General features: G+C 50.3%; 16 protein-coding genes. 4 read left to right on the top strand and 12 right to left on the bottom strand.

Annotated features, from left to right (window positions below):
* Positions 1 to 99: 99 nt before the first annotated feature.
* Positions 100 to 975 (bottom strand): AraC family transcriptional regulator, encoded by an 876-nt coding sequence (locus KDK14_RS18190; RefSeq protein ID WP_257266614.1) that lies wholly within the window; start codon positions 973 to 975, stop codon positions 100 to 102.
* A 163-nt stretch (positions 976 to 1138) separates the two neighbouring features.
* Between KDK14_RS18190 and KDK14_RS18185 the strand changes: the two genes are divergently transcribed.
* Positions 1139 to 2302, top strand: a complete 1164-nt coding sequence (locus tag KDK14_RS18185) for an iron-containing alcohol dehydrogenase (protein WP_257266613.1) — start codon at positions 1139 to 1141, stop codon at positions 2300 to 2302.
* Between the two features lie 78 nt (positions 2303 to 2380).
* Here the strand turns inward: KDK14_RS18185 and sucD are convergent, their stop codons facing one another.
* The 10 genes from sucD to sdhC all read right to left on the bottom strand — a co-directional run bounded on the left by sucD (position 2381) and on the right by sdhC (position 13739).
* Positions 2381 to 3253 (bottom strand): succinate--CoA ligase subunit alpha, encoded by an 873-nt coding sequence (gene sucD, locus KDK14_RS18180; protein WP_257266612.1) that lies wholly within the window; start codon positions 3251 to 3253, stop codon positions 2381 to 2383.
* Complete coding sequence (gene sucC, locus KDK14_RS18175) at positions 3253 to 4419, bottom strand: ADP-forming succinate--CoA ligase subunit beta (RefSeq protein WP_257266611.1); 1167 nt, start codon at positions 4417 to 4419, stop codon at positions 3253 to 3255. The genes sucD and sucC overlap by 1 nt, the downstream gene beginning before the upstream one ends.
* Positions 4420 to 4539: 120 nt before the next feature.
* A complete protein-coding gene (lpdA, locus tag KDK14_RS18170; protein WP_257266610.1) occupies positions 4540 to 5979 on the bottom strand; it encodes a dihydrolipoyl dehydrogenase in 1440 nt (479 codons plus the stop codon).
* Positions 5980 to 6079: 100 nt separating this feature from the next.
* The gene (gene odhB / locus KDK14_RS18165) at positions 6080 to 7318 is read right to left on the bottom strand and encodes a 2-oxoglutarate dehydrogenase complex dihydrolipoyllysine-residue succinyltransferase (protein ID WP_257266609.1); all 1239 of its coding nucleotides are present in this window, start codon (positions 7316 to 7318) and stop codon (positions 6080 to 6082) included.
* On the bottom strand, positions 7318 to 7461 hold the full coding sequence (locus tag KDK14_RS18160; RefSeq protein ID WP_257266608.1) for a hypothetical protein: 144 nt from the start codon (positions 7459 to 7461) through the stop codon (positions 7318 to 7320). Before KDK14_RS18160 ends, odhB begins: the two co-directional genes overlap by 1 nt.
* On the bottom strand, positions 7458 to 10292 hold the full coding sequence (locus tag KDK14_RS18155) for a 2-oxoglutarate dehydrogenase E1 component (protein ID WP_257266606.1): 2835 nt from the start codon (positions 10290 to 10292) through the stop codon (positions 7458 to 7460). The genes KDK14_RS18160 and KDK14_RS18155 overlap by 4 nt, the downstream gene beginning before the upstream one ends.
* A 218-nt stretch (positions 10293 to 10510) precedes the next feature.
* Complete coding sequence (locus KDK14_RS18150; RefSeq protein ID WP_257266605.1) at positions 10511 to 11215, bottom strand: succinate dehydrogenase iron-sulfur subunit; 705 nt, start codon at positions 11213 to 11215, stop codon at positions 10511 to 10513.
* 11 nt (positions 11216 to 11226) lie between these two features.
* Entirely contained in the window at positions 11227 to 12999 is a 1773-nt protein-coding gene (gene sdhA, locus KDK14_RS18145; RefSeq protein WP_257266604.1) for a succinate dehydrogenase flavoprotein subunit, read from the bottom strand.
* A 3-nt stretch (positions 13000 to 13002) separates the two neighbouring features.
* On the bottom strand, positions 13003 to 13371 hold the full coding sequence (gene sdhD, locus KDK14_RS18140; protein WP_257266603.1) for a succinate dehydrogenase, hydrophobic membrane anchor protein: 369 nt from the start codon (positions 13369 to 13371) through the stop codon (positions 13003 to 13005).
* Positions 13365 to 13739 carry a succinate dehydrogenase, cytochrome b556 subunit gene (gene sdhC / locus KDK14_RS18135; RefSeq protein ID WP_257266615.1) on the bottom strand — a complete coding sequence of 125 codons (375 nt, stop codon included), beginning with the start codon at positions 13737 to 13739 and terminating at the stop codon, positions 13365 to 13367. The genes sdhD and sdhC overlap by 7 nt, the downstream gene beginning before the upstream one ends.
* Before the next feature lie 463 nt (positions 13740 to 14202).
* On the opposite strand from sdhC, the gene gltA reads away from it, so the two are divergent.
* The 3 genes from gltA to ddpX (KDK14_RS18120) all read left to right on the top strand — a co-directional run bounded on the left by gltA (position 14203) and on the right by ddpX (KDK14_RS18120) (position 16891).
* On the top strand, positions 14203 to 15495 hold the full coding sequence (gene gltA, locus KDK14_RS18130; protein ID WP_257266602.1) for a citrate synthase: 1293 nt from the start codon (positions 14203 to 14205) through the stop codon (positions 15493 to 15495).
* A 192-nt stretch (positions 15496 to 15687) separates the two neighbouring features.
* Positions 15688 to 16254 carry a D-alanyl-D-alanine dipeptidase gene (gene ddpX / locus KDK14_RS18125; protein ID WP_257266601.1) on the top strand — a complete coding sequence of 189 codons (567 nt, stop codon included), beginning with the start codon at positions 15688 to 15690 and terminating at the stop codon, positions 16252 to 16254.
* 61 nt (positions 16255 to 16315) lie between these two features.
* Positions 16316 to 16891, top strand: coding sequence for a D-alanyl-D-alanine dipeptidase (gene ddpX, locus KDK14_RS18120; RefSeq protein ID WP_257266600.1), 576 nt, complete (start codon positions 16316 to 16318; stop codon positions 16889 to 16891).
* Between the two features lie 55 nt (positions 16892 to 16946).
* Here ddpX (KDK14_RS18120) and KDK14_RS18115 read toward each other — a convergent pair whose 3' ends face one another.
* On the bottom strand, positions 16947 to 17678 hold the full coding sequence (locus KDK14_RS18115) for a hypothetical protein (RefSeq protein WP_257266599.1): 732 nt from the start codon (positions 17676 to 17678) through the stop codon (positions 16947 to 16949).
* Positions 17679 to 18109: the final 431 nt, after the last annotated feature.

Below are 18109 nucleotides of genomic sequence, written 5' to 3'. Positions count from 1 at the left end.
AGAGCTGTTCAGAATTACAGTAATATGCCTTTGCTGGGTGCTGAATAGTTACAATCCACGTAAGCCATGCACGTCAGCCATGCGGCCTCATCTAAAAAATCAGGCTGCCGCGCATGCTTGAGGCGTTAACCCAAAGTAACGTTTGAATTCCCTGCTGAATTGCGTTGGGCTCTCATAGCCAACCTCAGCAGCGGCCTGCTTTACTCTGACCCCTTGGTCTTGTAACAACTCTCTGGCCCGATTCAGGCGCAGTTTCTTCAAGTACTGAATAGGCGACGATGAAGTCATAGATCGAAAATTACGGTGGAAGGTGGATGGGCTCATATGAGCCATAGAGGACAGGTATCCGACATCAATGGACTGGGCGTAATGCTCATGCATATACTTCATTGCCCGCTCCAAACGGGCAATATGCGTATTGTGCCTTGCCAGGGCAAATAATGGCGCGGCCTGGTCCCCATTAAGCACATGAAAAAGTAACTCTTGCACCAGCCCTTTTCCTAACGCTTCACTCTCCAGGGGCGAGTGAAGGCACTGGGCCAGCCTTAACACCGTTGCTGAGAAAGAATCCGTCACCGGGCTGACATAAAGACTGCTTCGTGCCTCTAACAGATCGTCCATGGTATCTGTCGCCTGTTGATGGTTGTCGAACAACCGCACCAGCGGATACAACAAGCTGATATCGATATCTACCAGCATGGATAACAACGGTTTGTCATCCACGACAATGGTTTCGCATTCCGCAGGAATAGGCAAGGTCAGCACCAGATAGTTATCTGGATTATAGTCATAAGCCTGCTGCTCCAGGTAAATCCGTTTTGCGCTTTGGGCAACAATAAAAATACCCTGGCTATAACACAATGGCTCACGGGCTCTGGATTCGCTGGCCTTAAAAACGCCCACACCGGGAATATGGGTTTGGTTATAGCCATCCTCTTTGGCCAGAAGAGAAAGGGTCTGGGCTAATGGCATCATGATTTATCGTTTGATCGGTTTTAATAGTGCCCAGCATAGCTTTAATCAATACACAAAAAAACCACCACTGATCGTTTTAGGCATGACTTTGCCCGTTATGGTCATTCTAATCCTGCACAGAAACGCTAATCTACCTTTAAACATTCATAAGGAAGAAGCGCCCATGATGAATTTTAATTATCAAAACCCGACCCACATTGTGTTTGGCCAGGACCGACTGCAGGAACTGGATCAACTGGTACCGGCCAATGCCAAAGTACTGGTCCTTTACGGCGGTGGTAGTGTGAAGAAATTCGGTACCCTGGACAAGGTCCTGGCTGGCTTGGGTAACCGTGAAGTCCTTGAGTTCAGTGGTATCGAGCCAAACCCGACATTCAACACCCTGATGAAAGCCGTTGCGATCGTCCGCGCTGAAAACATCAACTTCCTGCTGGCGGTGGGTGGCGGCTCGGTCATGGATGGCACCAAGTTTGTTGCTGCAGCGGCACCTTATGAAGGTGACGAGCTGGATCTGCTCAAGGGCGGTTTTGCCGGTGCGCCAATCACCTCTGCCATTCCACTGGCTACAGTTGCCACCTTACCGGCCACAGGTTCCGAGATGAACATGGGTGCCGTTATTTCTCACGACATTGGTAAACTGCCGGTGATGAGTCCACTGCTCTACCCGCAGTTTTCCATTCTGGATCCATCACTGACCTTCACCCTGCCACCGGTGCAAATCGCTAATGGCGTCGTGGATGCCTTTGTTCATGTACTTGAACAATATGTTACCTATCCTGTTGACGCCCGGATTCAGGACCGCATGGCGGAAGGCATTCTGAATACGCTGATTGAAGTTGGCCCGGTAACACTGGCTGAGCCAGACAACTACGATGCCCGTGCCAACCTGATGTGGAGTGCCACTTCGGCACTGAATGGCTACATTGGTGTCGGCGTTCCCCAGGACTGGGGCACCCATATGATTGGCCATGAACTGACCGACCTGTTTGGCCTGGACCATGCCCAGAGTCTGGCGGTGGTTCTGCCATCCCTGTGGAAACTGCGCAAAGATAAGAAACGGGCAAAACTGGTGCAGTATGCAGAACGTGTCTGGGATATCAGAGAAGGTAGCAACGATGAAAAGGTTGATCTCGCTATTGAGAAAACCCGCGATTTCTTTGAATCCCTGGGTGTGAAAACACGACTATCACAGTATGGTGTTGAGCATAACCAGATTGAGAACGTGATCAAGGCACTGGAGGCCCATGGCATGACGGCTCTTTCTGAGACCGGTGACCAAGATCTCAACACGTCCCGTGAAATCCTTGAAGATGCTTACGCAGCCTGACCACTGATTCAGTATTTTCCATCATAAAAAGGCCGGATATAAATCCGGCCTTTTTAGTGCTTCCTGAGGCAGGTTGTTTTACCAGCCGGTAATGTCTTTCAGAGCTTCACCGATATCCGCCAGGCTGCGAACGGTCTTGACACCTGCCGACTCCAGTGCCGCAAATTTCTCATCGGCAGTACCCTTGCCACCGGCAATGATCGCACCGGCATGGCCCATGCGCTTGCCCGGAGGCGCTGTGACACCGGCAATGTAAGAAACCACGGGTTTGGTGACATGCTTCTTGATATAAGCAGCCGCTTCTTCTTCGGCAGAACCACCGATTTCACCAATCATTACGATGGCTTCGGTCTTGTCATCATTCTGGAAGAGTTCCAGAATATCGATAAAGTTGGAACCGGGAATGGGGTCACCACCAATACCAACACAGGTAGACTGGCCAAAGCCATAATCGGTGGTCTGTTTGACCGCTTCATAGGTCAGCGTACCGGAACGGGAAACGATACCTACCTTACCCGGCAGATGGATATGACCCGGCATAATACCGATCTTGCACTCCCCCGGGGTGATAACACCCGGACAGTTCGGGCCGATAAGACGAACACCCAGCTCATCGCACTTGACCTTGCATTCCAGCATATCCAGCGTAGGGATGCCTTCTGTGATGCAGACAATCAACTGGATGCCAGCGTAAGTGGCTTCCAGGATGGAGTCCTTGCAGAAAGGGGCAGGCACGTAGATCACCGAAGCTTCGGCACCGGTCTGATCAACGGCTTCAGCCACCGTATTGAAGACCGGCAGGTCCAGGTGAGTCTGGCCACCTTTGCCCGGTGTTACGCCACCCACCATCCGGGTACCGTATGCAATGGCCTGTTCGGAGTGAAAAGTGCCTTGGGCACCGGTGAATCCCTGGCAGATAACTTTGGTGTCTTTATTGATTAAAATGCTCATTACTGGTTCCCCGCTGCCTTGACTACCTGCTGGGCAGCCTCGGTCAAACTGTTGGCCGCGATGATATCAAGTCCGCTATTGGCAAGGGTCTGTGCACCCAGGTCAGCATTGTTGCCTTCCAGGCGAACCACCACAGGGACTTCAACGCCCACTTCTTTAACCGCACCGATAATGCCTTCAGCGATCAGGTCACAGCGGACAATACCACCAAAGATATTGACCAGGACCGCTTTCACGCTGTCATCAGAGAGAATGATTTTGAATGCTTCTGTGACACGCTCTTTGGTTGCCCCACCACCGACATCCAGGAAGTTGGCAGGGGCTCCGCCATGGAGCTTGACAATATCCATGGTGCCCATGGCAAGGCCTGCACCATTGACCATACAGCCAATATTGCCATCCAGTGCCACGTAGTTCAGCTCCCAATGGGCGGCATGGGCTTCACGGGCATCTTCCTGGGAAGGATCATGCATGGCTTTCAACTGAGGCTGACGGTAGAGGGCATTGCTGTCGATGTTGATTTTCGCATCCAGACAGTGCAAGTCACCCTCTTTGGTGATCACCAGCGGGTTGATCTCCAACAGGGCAAGGTCGCACTCCTGGAAGAGTTTCGCCAGACCGAGGAAAATCTGGGTAAACTGCTTGGTCTGTTTGCCTTCCAGACCCAGTTTGAAGGCCAGTTCACGGGCCTGATAAGGCTGGGCACCGGTCAAGGGATCAATGGTCGCCTTGAGGATTTTTTCCGGGGTTTCTTCCGCCACCTTCTCAATTTCAACGCCACCTTCTGTGGAGGCCATGAACACGATGCGACGGGTTGCACGATCGACCACGGCACCAAGATAGAGTTCCTGATCAATATCTGTGCAGCTTTCAACCAATATCTTGCTGACCGGCTGGCCATTTTCATCGGTCTGGTAAGTGACCAGGTTTTTACCTAACCACTGCTTTGCAAACGCAAGGATTTCTTCCTTGCTGGTGACCAATTTAACACCACCGGCCTTACCACGGCCCCCGGCGTGAACCTGGGCCTTGACCACCCACCGATTGCCACCGATTTCATCGGCAGCGGCAGCAGCCTGCTCTGGAGTATCCGCAGCGACACCCCGGGATACGGGTAGCCCATACCTTGCAAAGAGCTGTTTACCCTGATATTCGTGAAGATTCATTATGACGCAGCCCTCTTTTTTATTTCAGCGTTGTTTTCAAGTTTCTGGTCAACCATATCCCTGGATACTTTCTATGGAGAAGGGAGCAAATCGACCCTGACCGCTCCCATTAAGACAGGTTTAGCGACGTTTGCGATTGGCAATATGGATAGCATGGCCATCAACCGCCAGAACCGCTTCGTGCAATGCTTCGCTCAAGGTTGGGTGTGAGAAAATGGTCAGCGCAAGATCTTCACTGCTGGCAGCGAACTCCATGGCAATAACCCCCTGCTGCACCAGCTCAGCAGCGCTCGGTCCGACCACATGAACTCCAAGAATACGGTCAGTTGCCTTGTCCGCAATCACCTTGACCATGCCATGGGTATCATTGGCAGCCAGTGCACGACCACTGGCAGCAAACGGGAAGGTACCCACTTTGTACTCGTCGCCGCTGGCCTTGACCTCTTCTTCCGTTTTACCAACCCAGGCTACTTCAGGATGGGTATAAATAACCGAAGGAATCAGGTCATAGTTCATCTGTGCTTTCTGCCCGGCAATGATTTCCGCCACCATAATGCCTTCTTCGCTGCCTTTATGGGCAAGCATCGGGCCCCGGACTACATCCCCAACGGCATAAACGCCAGGAACGTCAGTGGTACAGTAATCATCGACAAAAATGAAACCACGCTCATCCAGATTGACACCGGAGTCAGTAGCCAGAAGGTTTTCTGTGTAAGGGCGTCGACCGACAGCCACAATCAACTTGTCAAAGGTCAGCTTCTGCTCATCTCCATTGGCATCCTGATAGGTAACTTCAACCTCGCTCCCCCTCACCTCTGAACCGGTAACCCGGGCACCCAGGCGAATATCAAGCCCCTGCTTCTTGAATATCTTCAGGGTTTCTCTGGCGATTTGCTGGTCAGCCAGGGCCAGGAATTTATCCTGGGCTTCAAGGACAACCACTTCAGACCCCAGTCGACCCCAGACAGAACCCAGCTCCAGACCAATAACACCGCCGCCAATAACCCCGAGACGCTTCGGAACTTCCTGAAACTCAAGAGCACCGGTAGAGTCAACAATCAGACCTTCAGTCAGCGGTGTGGGTGGAATTTCAATAGGCCGGGAGCCGGTGGCAATCACCACGTTCGCAGCATCAATCACTTCAACCGAGCCGTCAGCCCGGGTCAATTCAACCTGCTTGCCAGAGAGCACTTTACCGGCACCTTCCAGCAGGGTCACACCATTTGCCTTGAACAGGCCGGTAACACCCGTTGTCAGCTGGTTGACAATGTTATCTTTACGGGCAAGCATTGCAGGTACGTCGATGTCTACACCGTTGTGCTTAATGCCGTGACTGGCAAAGTCTTCCCTGGCTTCGATAAATTTGTGAGAGCTATCCAGAAGTGCCTTGGAAGGGATACAGCCAACATTCAGGCAGGTACCACCCAGTTTGGCCTTGCCCTTATCATCGGACCACTTCTCGATACAGGCAGTTTTCAACCCCAGCTGGGCTGCACGGATAGCACAGACGTAACCGGCAGGGCCTGCGCCAATCACTACCACGTCGAACTGATTTGCCATAAGTTATTTCCAAAACGGTTTATAAAATAAGGTATACGGGTCAAGTCAAATGGGCAGCACAGTTTGATAGAAAAATAAGGCTGCCCGATACAATCCGGAATCAAACGTCCAGAAGCATTCTGGCCGGATCTTCCAGCAACTCCTTGACGGTCACAAGAAAGGTGACTGCGTCCTTACCATCCAGCAGTCGATGGTCATAGGACAGGGCAAGGTACATCATCGGTAAAATTTCAACCTTGCCATTAACCGCCATGGGACGTTCCTGAATTTTATGCATACCCAGAATCGCTGACTGTGGTGGATTCAGGATGGGCGTCGAAAGGAGTGAACCAAAAACACCGCCGTTGGAAATGGTGAACGTACCACCGGTCATCTCATCAATGCCAAGCTTGCCATCCATTGCCTTTTTACCAAACTCACGAATTTTCGCCTCAATATCGGCAAGGCTCATATCTTCGGTGTTACGAAGCACTGGCACAACCAGGCCGCGATCACTGGAAACGGCAACACCTATATCCTGGTAACCATGGTAGACAATATCATTACCATCAATAGAGGCGTTGACCACGGGATGGCGGCGCAGCGCTTCAACACAGGCCTTGACAAAGAAAGACATGAACCCGAGTCGTACACCATGACGTTTCTCAAAGACATCTTTGTATTGGCCACGAAGCTCCATGACCGGCTTCATGTTGATCTCGTTAAAGGTCGTCAACATGGCGGCATTTTGCTGAGCCTGAACCAGACGCTCGGCTACTTTGGCCCGCAGGCGGGTCATGGGCACCCGTTTCTCGACACGTTCACCGGCAAACAGCGGTGCTGTTGGCTCTACCAGAGGTATGGCAGCGGAGGACACCGCCGGAGCGGCAGCTACAGGCGGGGTCGCTGATACCTGACCACCACCTTCAACATGACGGACCACATCCTCTTTGGTTACGCGACCGCCTTTGCCCGTACCGGTAATGGCCGCAGGATCAAGACCTTGCTCATCAGCCATCCGTCGTGCTGCCGGGTGGAGAATCGGTTCTTCCCGAGTGGCTACCGATGAAGCTGCTGGAGCGGCAGTAGCCTCGGCAGAGGCCGGGGCGGTGCCGGTAGAGGCACCTTCCTCGAAGATGCCAACGACTTCACTGCTGAGAACAACGTCTCCTTCAGGCTTGATAATTTCACTCAAAACACCATCTGCCGGAGCAACAACTTCAAGAACCACTTTGTCGGTTTCGATATCAACCAGCAGTTCATCCCGGAGGCATTGCTCACCGGGCTTTTTGTGCCAGGTTGCGACCGTGCCATCAGCAACGGATTCGGGAAAGGTAGGTGCTTTAATTTCAGTGGCCATTATTGATCCTTTGCGTCTTCGCCCCATGGAGCGTTATTCACAGAAACTGTGTCAAACGCTCTGGCCAGATCGATAAGTAATACCTGCTGGCCGTTTAACCAATTCCACCGCTCAGTCTTGAGCAGTAATTTTTCTTTATTCAAAAGCTGAAAGCATCAGTTACCAACCGCTGCTGCTCCTGGGCATGTGTTGACATATAGCCACATGCCGGAGCCGCTGAAGCTTCACGCCCTGCATACTTGAGACTCATCGTTTTATTAGGATGTACGGCAACTGAACGACGCATATGATGCTGACTACAGTACCATGCCCCCTGGTTCATCGGCTCTTCCTGACACCAGATCACATCTTTCAGATTTGGATAGCTGACAATCAGCTCATCCAGATCGTCCTGAGGGAATGGGTAGAGCTGTTCAATACGGACAATCACCGTATCAATCAGCCCATCCGTTCTCTTCTTTTCCAGCAGGTCATAATACACCTTGCCTGAGCACATAATCATCCGGGTGATTGCTGATGGTTCGTGTCCGTCAACCTCAGGGATAATCGTCTGGAAACTGCCCTCTGCCAACTCTTCCAGAGATGAGGTGGCCTGTTTGTGACGGAGTAAGCTCTTGGGGGTAAATGCTACCAGTGGCTTACGCAACGGACGAAGCACCTGACGTCTCAACATATGGAACACCTGGGCTGGCGTCGTGGGAACGCAAACCTGAATATTGTGTTCTGCACACAGCTGCAAAAAGCGCTCAAGCCGGGCAGATGAGTGTTCAGGTCCCTGACCTTCATAGCCATGGGGCAGCAGCATGGTAAGGCCTGACAAACGCCCCCACTTGTGCTCACCACTGGAGATAAACTGGTCAATAACCACCTGTGCACCATTGGCAAAATCACCAAACTGGGCTTCCCAGATAACCAGTGCATTGGGCGTCGTTGCGGCATAGCCGTACTCAAAAGCCAGAACCGCTTCCTCTGACAGGAACGAGTCCCAGATCTGGAATCGAGGTTGATCCGGAGAAAGCCTTGCCAGGTTAACCAGAGTCGAGCCGTCTTTCTGATTGTGAAATACTGCATGACGGTGAGAAAAGGTTCCCCGACCCACATCCTGCCCGGTAATCCTGACTTCACTGCCTTCCATCAACAGTGACGCATAAGCCAGCAGTTCAGCACAGCCCCAGTTAATCGGCAGGGCACCTGCCGCCATTTTGCGACGATCCTCAACGATCTTGCTGACCTGGCGCTGCAGCACAAAGCCTTCGGGAATTTCACACAGCTTCTGGCCTAAAGACTGTAATGTCCCTACTGCCACCCGGGTATCATGACGGGCGGTCCATTCGTGACCAAGATAAGGAGACCAGTCGACAAAGAGTTCCTTATTAGGTTCTTTTACCAGGGCCTTAACCACATGCTCACCATTGTCGAGAGCATTACGGAAACTTTCTACCAGTTCTTTATCAGCCGCCTCACTGATCACCCCTTCGCCCAGCAGAACCTTTGCATAGAGATCCCGGGTGGTCATATGGGATTTAATCTTGCTGTACATCATCGGCTGAGTGGCAGAGGGCTCATCCGCCTCATTGTGGCCACGACGACGGTAACAGACCAGGTCTACGACAATGTCCTTATGGAACTCCATCCGGTAATCAAGGGCCAGTTTGGTGGCAAACTGGACCGCTTCAGGATCGTCACCATTAACATGAAGGATCGGTGCCCCGACAATCTTGGCCACATCGGTGCAGTATTCCGTAGAGCGGGCATCCTCCCGGAAACTGGTGGTAAAGCCAACCTGGTTGTTAATAATGATATGAATGGTGCCGCCGGTTTTGTAGGCACGGGTCTGGGACATCTGCAGGGTTTCCATCACAACCCCCTGCCCGGAAAAAGCGGCATCGCCATGAATGGCAATGGGCACAACCTGGTTGCCCACTGAATCCTTACGACGGTCCTGACGGGCTTTGACGGAGCCCTCAACGACCGGGGTAACAATTTCCAGGTGCGAGGGGTTGAACATCAGCGCAAGATGTACCTCACCACCCGGCGTCATCACATTAGAAGAAAAGCCCTGATGGTATTTCACATCACCGGAACCCCGTTCAACCAGTCTCTTGCCTTCAAATTCGTCAAACAGATCACCGGGCTTCTTGCCCAGAATATTGACCAGAACGTTCAACCGGCCACGGTGGGCCATACCGATCACCAGCTCTTTGGAGCCATAGGAACCGGTGCGCTGAATAATCTCATCCAGCATGGGGATCAGAGACTCTCCGCCTTCCAGGCCAAACCGCTTGGTTCCGGGATATTTTGTCCCCAGGTATTTTTCGAGACCTTCTGCTGCGGTCAATCGTTCCAGTAAGTGAAGTTTGGCTTCAACTCCGACTTCCGGCCGGCTGCGAACACTTTCCATGCGACTCTGGAACCAGCGACGCTCCTCTGTCTGGGGAATGTGCATATACTCAACACCGATTGACTGGCAATAGGTGGCTTTCAAGGCATCGTAGATTTCCCGAAGAGAAGCGTATTCTTTGCCAATAAACAGCGTTGAAGTCTGGAATTCGGTATCGAGATCCGCTTCACTAAGACCGTGATATGCCAGTGACAGATCAGGAAATTCTTCCCGTTTCATCACCCCGAGAGGGTCGATAGCCGCCTGTTGATGGCCACGGATCCGAAAAGCGCTGATCAGGCGCAAAACCTGAACCTGCTTGCGTTCATGATCGCTGGATACGGATGATACCTGAATCGGGCGGGTAGTCTGGCGCTGACGCGCCATCAGGATAAAATTCTCCTGGATGGTAGAATGCGGGACGTCTGCTCCTCCACCGCTGACCGGGGGCAACTTTTCGAAATAGTCTCGCCACTGCACCTCAACACAATTGGGGTCTCGCAGATAACGTTCGTACATATCCTCGACGTATGCAGCATTTCCCCCTGCAATGTGGGATGAACTCCACATCCGCTGCATTACACCTTCTTGCATGATTATTACCCCGTGAGTCTGGGGCTTATCTCGGGAAATCTGCTTTTTCCACCCTGCCTGGCCGAAAAACAGAGGTCACTGATGGTATTTATCTTCAGTCAGTGAACAGTCCCCCTCAGATAGGATCGGATGTTTTCCGACCGCCCCTGCTGGTTCAAGCTATTGCTGCTCCATGATTCCGTATGGAAGCAGCACAATTTATTTAAAATACATTTATACTATGTTGCACTTTTAAACAACATCTGCCTGATATGCCCAATGGCCCGTGTTGGGTTTAAACCTTTGGGGCAAACATTGACACAGTTCATGATACCCCGACAGCGGAAAACACTGAACGGGTCATCAAGATCCGCCAGACGTTCCTCGGTTGCTGTATCCCTGCTATCGGCAAGAAAACGATAAGCTTGCAACAGGCCGGAAGGCCCAACAAATTTGTCCGGATTCCACCAGAAGGAGGGGCAGGCAGTGGAGCAACAGGCACAGAGAATACACTCATAAAGCCCGTCCAGTTTCTCCCTGTCTTCAGGGGACTGGAGGCGTTCAATGGCTGGTGCTGGCGTATCGTTAATCAGGTATGGCTTAATTTTTTCGTACTGTTTATAAAACAGGCTCATATCGACCACCAAGTCCCTGATCACCGGTAATCCGGGCAGCGGGCGAACCACCAGCTTATTCCCCTTGACAGCTTCAGACAAAGGCGTAATGCAGGCCAGACCATTGGTACCGCCAATACTCAAGCCGTCAGAGCCACAAACCCCCTCTCGACAGGAACGTCGATAAACCAGTGTTGGATCCTGTTCCTTAATCAGATTGAGAACGTCCAGAACCATCAGGTCCTTACCTTCCGGGATAGCGACGTCAAAGTCCATCATATAGGGCTTTTTGTCGGTTTCTGGGTTATAGCGATAGATACTTACCTTCATAAGCCTCTCCCTCAGTAGCTTCTTGCCTTGGGAGGAAAAGCCTCCATTGTTGCCGGAGCGAAGTTAACGGCACGCTTGCTGACTGATTTTTCCATCGGTGAATAAAGCGAGTGCGCCAGCCAGTTTTCATCATCCCGCTCCTGATAATCATTACGGGCATGAGCACCACGAGACTCTGTTCTGGCCTCGGCTGAAATAGCCGTTGCATAAGCCACCTGATACAGGTTTTCCAGCTCAAGCGCTTCAACCCTGGCTGTGTTAAATGCCTGACTCTTGTCCACCAAATTAAGGTTGGTCAGCCGCTCACCCAACTCATCCAGCAGCCTGAGACCTTTCTGCATGCTCTCACCTTCACGGAACACACCAAAATAGAGCTGCATGGTGCTCTGCAGGTCAGCACGCACACTAGCAACGCTTTCACCACTACTTGACTGGTTCAGGCGATCAAGTCTGGATAAGGCTGCCTCCACATCACTGTTTGAGGCACCCACAGAATCAAAGCCATCTTTCAGGTTTTTCTCAATCTGCAGACCTGCAGAGCGGCCAAAGACCACCAGATCCAGCAGAGAGTTACCGCCCAAACGGTTGGCACCATGAACAGAAACACAGGCGGCCTCACCACAGGCATAAAGACCTTCAATCACTTGATCATTGCCCGCCTCATCCTGACGAAGAGCCTGGCCACCAACATTGGTTGGAATCCCCCCCATCATATAGTGACAGGTGGGTACCACAGGCACCGGCACTTTTACAGGATCCGCATGAGCAAAGGTTTTAGACAACTCACAAATACCGGGCAGACGCAGGTTCAATGTCTCTTCACCGAGATGATCCAGCTTCAGGAGAACGTGATCCTTGTTGGGACCACAACCACGTCCTTCGAGAATCTCGATGACCATAGAACGGGCAACGACATCCCGGCCGGCCAAGTCTTTGGCGTTAGGCGCGTAACGTTCCATGAAGCGTTCGCCTTCACTATTAATCAGGTAACCACCTTCGCCCCGACAACCCTCTGTGACCAGCACGCCGGCACCATGAATACCCGTGGGGTGGAACTGCCACATCTCCATATCCTGCATAGGATATCCAGCACGCAGGGCCATACCGATACCGTCACCGGTATTGATCAGGGCATTGGTGGTAGACGCGTAAATACGTCCTGCACCACCGGTGGCCATAACTGTTGCTTTTGCCTTGATATAAACGGTTTCGCCGCTTTCGATATCAATAGCAATAACACCGGCAACCTGATCTTTTTGATTTTTTACCAGATCAACGGCATACCACTCGTTAAGAAAGGTAGTGCCATCTTTCAAGTTAGCCTGATACAGCGTGTGCAACAGCGCATGGCCTGTACGATCTGCCGCCGCACAGGTTCTGGCAGCCTGACCACCTTGACCAAACGCTTTGGACTGCCCCCCGAATGGACGCTGGTAAATTCGCCCCTCTTCAGTCCGGGAGAATGGCAACCCCATATGCTCCAGCTCGAAAACCGCTTGCGGACCCACCGAGCACATATACTCAATAGCATCCTGGTCACCAATGTAGTCAGAGCCTTTCACCGTATCGAACATGTGCCAGCGCCAGTCATCTTGCGGATCCGCACTGGCAATAGCACAGGTAATACCACCTTGGGCAGATACCGTGTGAGAACGGGTAGGAAATACTTTACTGACGCAGGCCGTTTTAATTCCGGCCCGGGTAAGCTGGAGCGCGGCACGCATGCCTGCCCCACCACCCCCTATCACGATGGCATCATAGGCAAGGGTACGAAGTGCTGACATCGGTTAAAGCCCCCAAAGAATTTGCACGCCCCAGATCACATAACTAAACAGGGCAATAAAGCACACAACCTGCAAAGGAAAACGGATGAGAACGGACCTGGTGCCAAAAGCACGATCATTAAGATAGTCAGTGGTAATTGTCCACATACCGATCCAAGCATGAGCAAGAATAGAAATCAGCGCCAGCAAAGTAAAAATTCGCATCCATGTTTCATCAAAAAGCCCGGCCCACTGGTCAAACTGAAGACCTGGATTGACGACCAAATAGCCAAGCAGGAACACTGAATAGGCACCAAGCACCACTGCCGTCAGTCTTTGCAGCATCCAGTCATAAAGCCCACTGCGGGACAAATTGGTGATATTGGTTACCATACCCAGACCCCCGCAAGGATAATCAGCACAATTGACAGAACCAGAGTAATAATGGCACCCAGACTTCCTGACTCTTTGCCATCACCCACATCCACATCCATCAAAAGATGTTTCAGTCCAGCAATTAAATGATAAATCAAGGCAGACAGGATGCCCCAGTTTATAAATTTAGCCAGGGGAGCTGTAAGCAAGACTTTAAGTGCGCCAAAAGACTCCTCGGAGGCAAGCGACAATTCCAGCCCATACAGAAGAAAACCCAAACCAATAAAAAGAAGGACACCCGAAATGCGGTGCAATATCGAGGTGTATGCAGGCAGGGGTAGTTTGATTGTTGTTATATCGAGATTTACAGGTCTTTTGCTATTCACTCTTTTGCCCCAACGTTCGCTGGCGTACACAGCAGAATCAGCGATAACATCCAGGTTCTCTGGAACCTATGACAAGCAAGTGGAGAAACCCTTAATGAAAAATAGACGATTTCCCCTCATTACCAAGCCGGAGGTCCGAAGAACCCGTCCTTACGGCTCAGGGATAAGAGTATATACACTCTAACCGGTAATTACAATTGCTCACCTTATTAAGTACTTACTCCAGAAACACCTGGCCGAATTCATGCGAGTAATTACGGATTGGATTCATAATCAGTTCGTTTGACAAAAAAATTTATCTCTCTATAGTGGTCAAATCGTAAAAGGGGCCTACTACATCTGCTTCGAGTATATTTCGAACAGCCCCAACTTTATTTGTGATTTTTACGGCCTCATTTTTTTGTAAAAAGCATTCAATTAAAGTAACTATAACGAGACCAAACGGCATGACAGGAGGCCATAAATGGCTGACAAGAAAGCTCTACTCTCCATTGACGGCACGGACCAGACTCTGGAGTTACCCATCTATTCAGGCTCTCTTGGGCCTGATGTTGTTGATGTCAGGGGGCTGACTTCCAATGGTTTGTTCACCTACGATCCCGGGTTTGTTTCAACTGCATCCTGTGAGTCCAAAATCACTTTCATTGATGGCGACAAGGGTATTCTCCTGCATCGTGGTTATCCAATTGAACAGCTGGCTGAACAGTCTGATTATCTGGAAACCTGCTACCTGCTGCTGTACGGGGATCTCCCAAACCGTCAGGAAAAAGAGAAGTTTGAAAACACCATCATGCGTCACACCATGCTCCATGAACAGATGAGCGATCTGTTCTCCGGATTTCGCCGTGATGCACATCCAATGGCGGTTATGTGTGGTGTTGTCGGTGCCCTGTCGGCGTTCTATCACGACTCCCTGGACATCACCAATGAGTTACATCGTGAAATTTGCGCCTATCGCCTGATTTCCAAAATGCCTACGCTTGCGGCCATGGCCTATAAATATTCTGTTGGCCAGCCGTTTGTTTACCCGCGAAACGACCTGAGTTACGGTGGCAACTTCCTCCATATGATGTTTGCTACGCCCTGCGAGGATTACGAAGTCAAGCCTGTCCTGGCCAAGGCAATGGATCGAATTTTCTTGCTCCATGCGGACCACGAACAGAATGCATCCACATCAACTGTGCGGCTCGCAGGCTCTTCCGGTGCCAACCCATTTGCCTGCATTGCGGCCGGTATTGCTGCGCTTTGGGGTCCTGCCCATGGCGGCGCCAATGAAGCCGTGTTGGTGATGTTGAACGAGATAGGCAATGAAGCCAATATCGATGAGTATATTGCCAAAGCCAAAGACAAAGACGACGTCTTCCGTTTGATGGGTTTTGGACACCGCGTTTACAAGAACTTTGACCCTCGCGCCAAAGTAATGAAGCAAACCTGCGATGAAGTCCTGAGTGAACTGGGTCTTGAAGATGATCCTCTCTTCAGGATTGCCAAGCGTCTGGAGAAGCTTGCTCTGGAGGATGAGTACTTTATCCAGAAGAAGCTCTACCCTAATGTGGATTTTTACTCCGGAATTATTCTCAAGGCTCTGGGTATTCCGACAGAGATGTTTACCGTAATCTTTGCCACCGGTCGTACTCCTGGATGGATTGCTCACTGGCATGAGATGATCAGTGGTGAGTACCGTATCGGGCGACCTCGTCAGCTGTACACCGGTGAAACAAAACGCGACTATTTACCCTTGGCTAAACGCGGTTAACCCTCTCCTCTCTTTTTCTTTCCCGGTGTCACTGGCACAAGTGATTCCGGGTTTGACCACTTCCTTTTATTCATTGTCAAAACTCATTTAAGTTATAATCAGTTACTCTAATCTTATAAAGCCAACTACCTACAACCCATCCTCTATCTGGTCACGGCCAATGCTTCTGTTATTAAACCTGAGATTGCCTTAATGAAATTGCCCACAGAACTGAAACTTATTACTGCAAAACCGTTTGGCATTGACATCGAATTGGCCTACGCAACCAGCAACAATTTTACCGGACATGCGATTTATAAAAGTCACGACTGTTATCTTCACCCTTTGGCTGCCCAAGGAATCAAACATGCTTCAGCGTTATTGCGTCCTCTGAATTTGAAGTTGAAAGTATGGGATGCTTTCAGACCAAAAACAGCCCAGGCAGAATTATTCCGGTGTTTCCCTGATCCTGATTACGTTTCCGACCCGGAAACCGGTTTGTGCAGCCACTGCCGGGGGATAGCAGTTGACCTCACGATTATTGATCACTTCGGCCATGAGCTTGAGATGGGAACGCCATTTGATGACTTTCGCCCTCAGGCGCACCATGGCAATAAACAGGTTTCCGAGTTGGCACAGCGCAACCGTTTACTTTTGGCTGGCGTCATGAATATTGTCGGCTTTGATCCTATTGATACTGAATGGTGGCACTATCAACTGCCTGACGCCATGGACTACCCGATTATTAAACCAGAGCAGATCCCTCCCATATCGCACTAAAAAAATGGCAACTAATGAAATAGCAACTATGCTTCCCATTTGCCTTGGTATGGAGACTCTAATGATGACAATAAAGAATATCGGCAACCTGTTTCTACTTAGCGAAAAACACCACTTGCTAACCCTTGATATTATCTATGCCAGTAGCAACAACTTTACGGGGAAACCTATTTACAAAAGCAACCAATGCTACCTGCATAATGACGCTTTGGTGTGTCTGTTAAAAGCGATTGAACTGCTCAAACCACTGAATCTCAGGCTCAAAATATGGGATGCATTTCGTCCATTGTCAGCCCAGAAAATCCTGTTTAAACAGATGCCAAACCCCGACTATGTTGGTAACCCTGAATCCGACCCATGCCCGCACTGCAGAGGCGTTGCGGTAGATCTCACCATCACCGACCGGTTTGGCAGAGAGCTTGAAATGGGTAGTCAATTTGATGACTTTCGCCCGCTGGCTCACCATGGCAACGATCAGATTTCCAATGAAGCACAACGTAACCGATTTCTGTTGGCAGGCGTGATGAATATTGCTGGTTTTAAACCCCTGAGAACCGAGTGGTGGCATTACCAGCTACCCAACCTGGATAGCTATCCCTTGATTACTGAAGATGAAATACCTGAAGGGTTATTGTAAATATTAACGTATCCAGTTCTACTTTGGTTTTCAGGACAATAAATAGCCGCGATCATCAGGAAACGGGCGCATACTTGTGGGCAATTGGGTCAGTAATCACAACCGTATCACCACGAAGCATAAAGTTACCGCCGTGAAGGTCCATTGAGCCCACCCCTGATAGTTGGGTCAATACGTCAAAGAGTGTTTGCAGAAAGTCATCGTGGGATTCAATGATATTATCATCAACAACATCTTCAATATTGTTGCTCTCCTCACGTTTAACCAGATCAGCGCTTGATACTTTAATCTTCTCAACAAACACTTCCAGTGTTTTGATTTCTTCTGAAAACTCAGAGTTATCCAGGCCAAAAGATTGCATAACTGCCATGCAAGCACCCCATAAAAGGCCAAAGTCATAGTCATGAAATTGGTGGGGCTGCGTTGCCCGTGATCCATCATCAGTAAAACCTGAAAGACGCTCAACCACATATACGCGAACCAAGATCCCACAGGGCAATGCAATGACATCTTCACGATGAATAACCGGCAGGTGCGGATTACTCTTATTTTCCGGTTTCATACACCATCGAGCAAAGAGGTAATAACCATCTTTCTTGTCAGGACACACCTTTACCACCTTGTCCGGTTCATCGGGGATGTGGTAAACCGTGGCATAAACCCCCTGTGCAAAAGGGTCAAGCTCTGAACATCGGTCCAGATATTGTGCAATATCCTGCTTGTCTCTGATTTCATTCTGTTCGACAAGCGTTTTTATTTCCTGGATTGCTTCCGAGTAAATTTTCATTTTTATAGTATTTCCATGGCCATTCAGGCGCAGGAATATCCGTGTTTTTATTTGTTTTTAGCCACAACACTTTATCTTATCACTGCCAGGCCAGTCATATAGTTATTGAGAAATTGCACTTGGTGTTAATTAATCACAGCCTTCCGGATTGAGCGGGGCATGGCTTATGCAAGCCCGGAAGGCTGGCCGAGAATAGACCGTCGTAATGCGGATGCGACAAATTGGTCTAAAATTTCGTTTTATTTGGCAAATAGCCCCACTATTCACCTCACAAACAAAATTTTTAGTAAACAGAACCACTATTCACTAAAAATTTCCGACTTTTTAACCTCAATTTTCTGCCATCCTCGCTACGGGCGCTATTCTCGAACAGCCTCCTAGTACTTCGTTTTTTCCCACCTGCAAGCTTGCCATCCAGTCTATCCTGATAC

The sequence above is a fragment of the Endozoicomonas sp. ONNA2 genome (assembly GCF_024606365.1).
In the GTDB taxonomy this organism is placed as follows: Bacteria; Pseudomonadota; Gammaproteobacteria; order Pseudomonadales; family Endozoicomonadaceae; genus Endozoicomonas.
The sequence above is the reverse complement of the archived record's forward strand: the minus strand, read 5'-3'. Positions and strand labels throughout refer to the sequence as shown.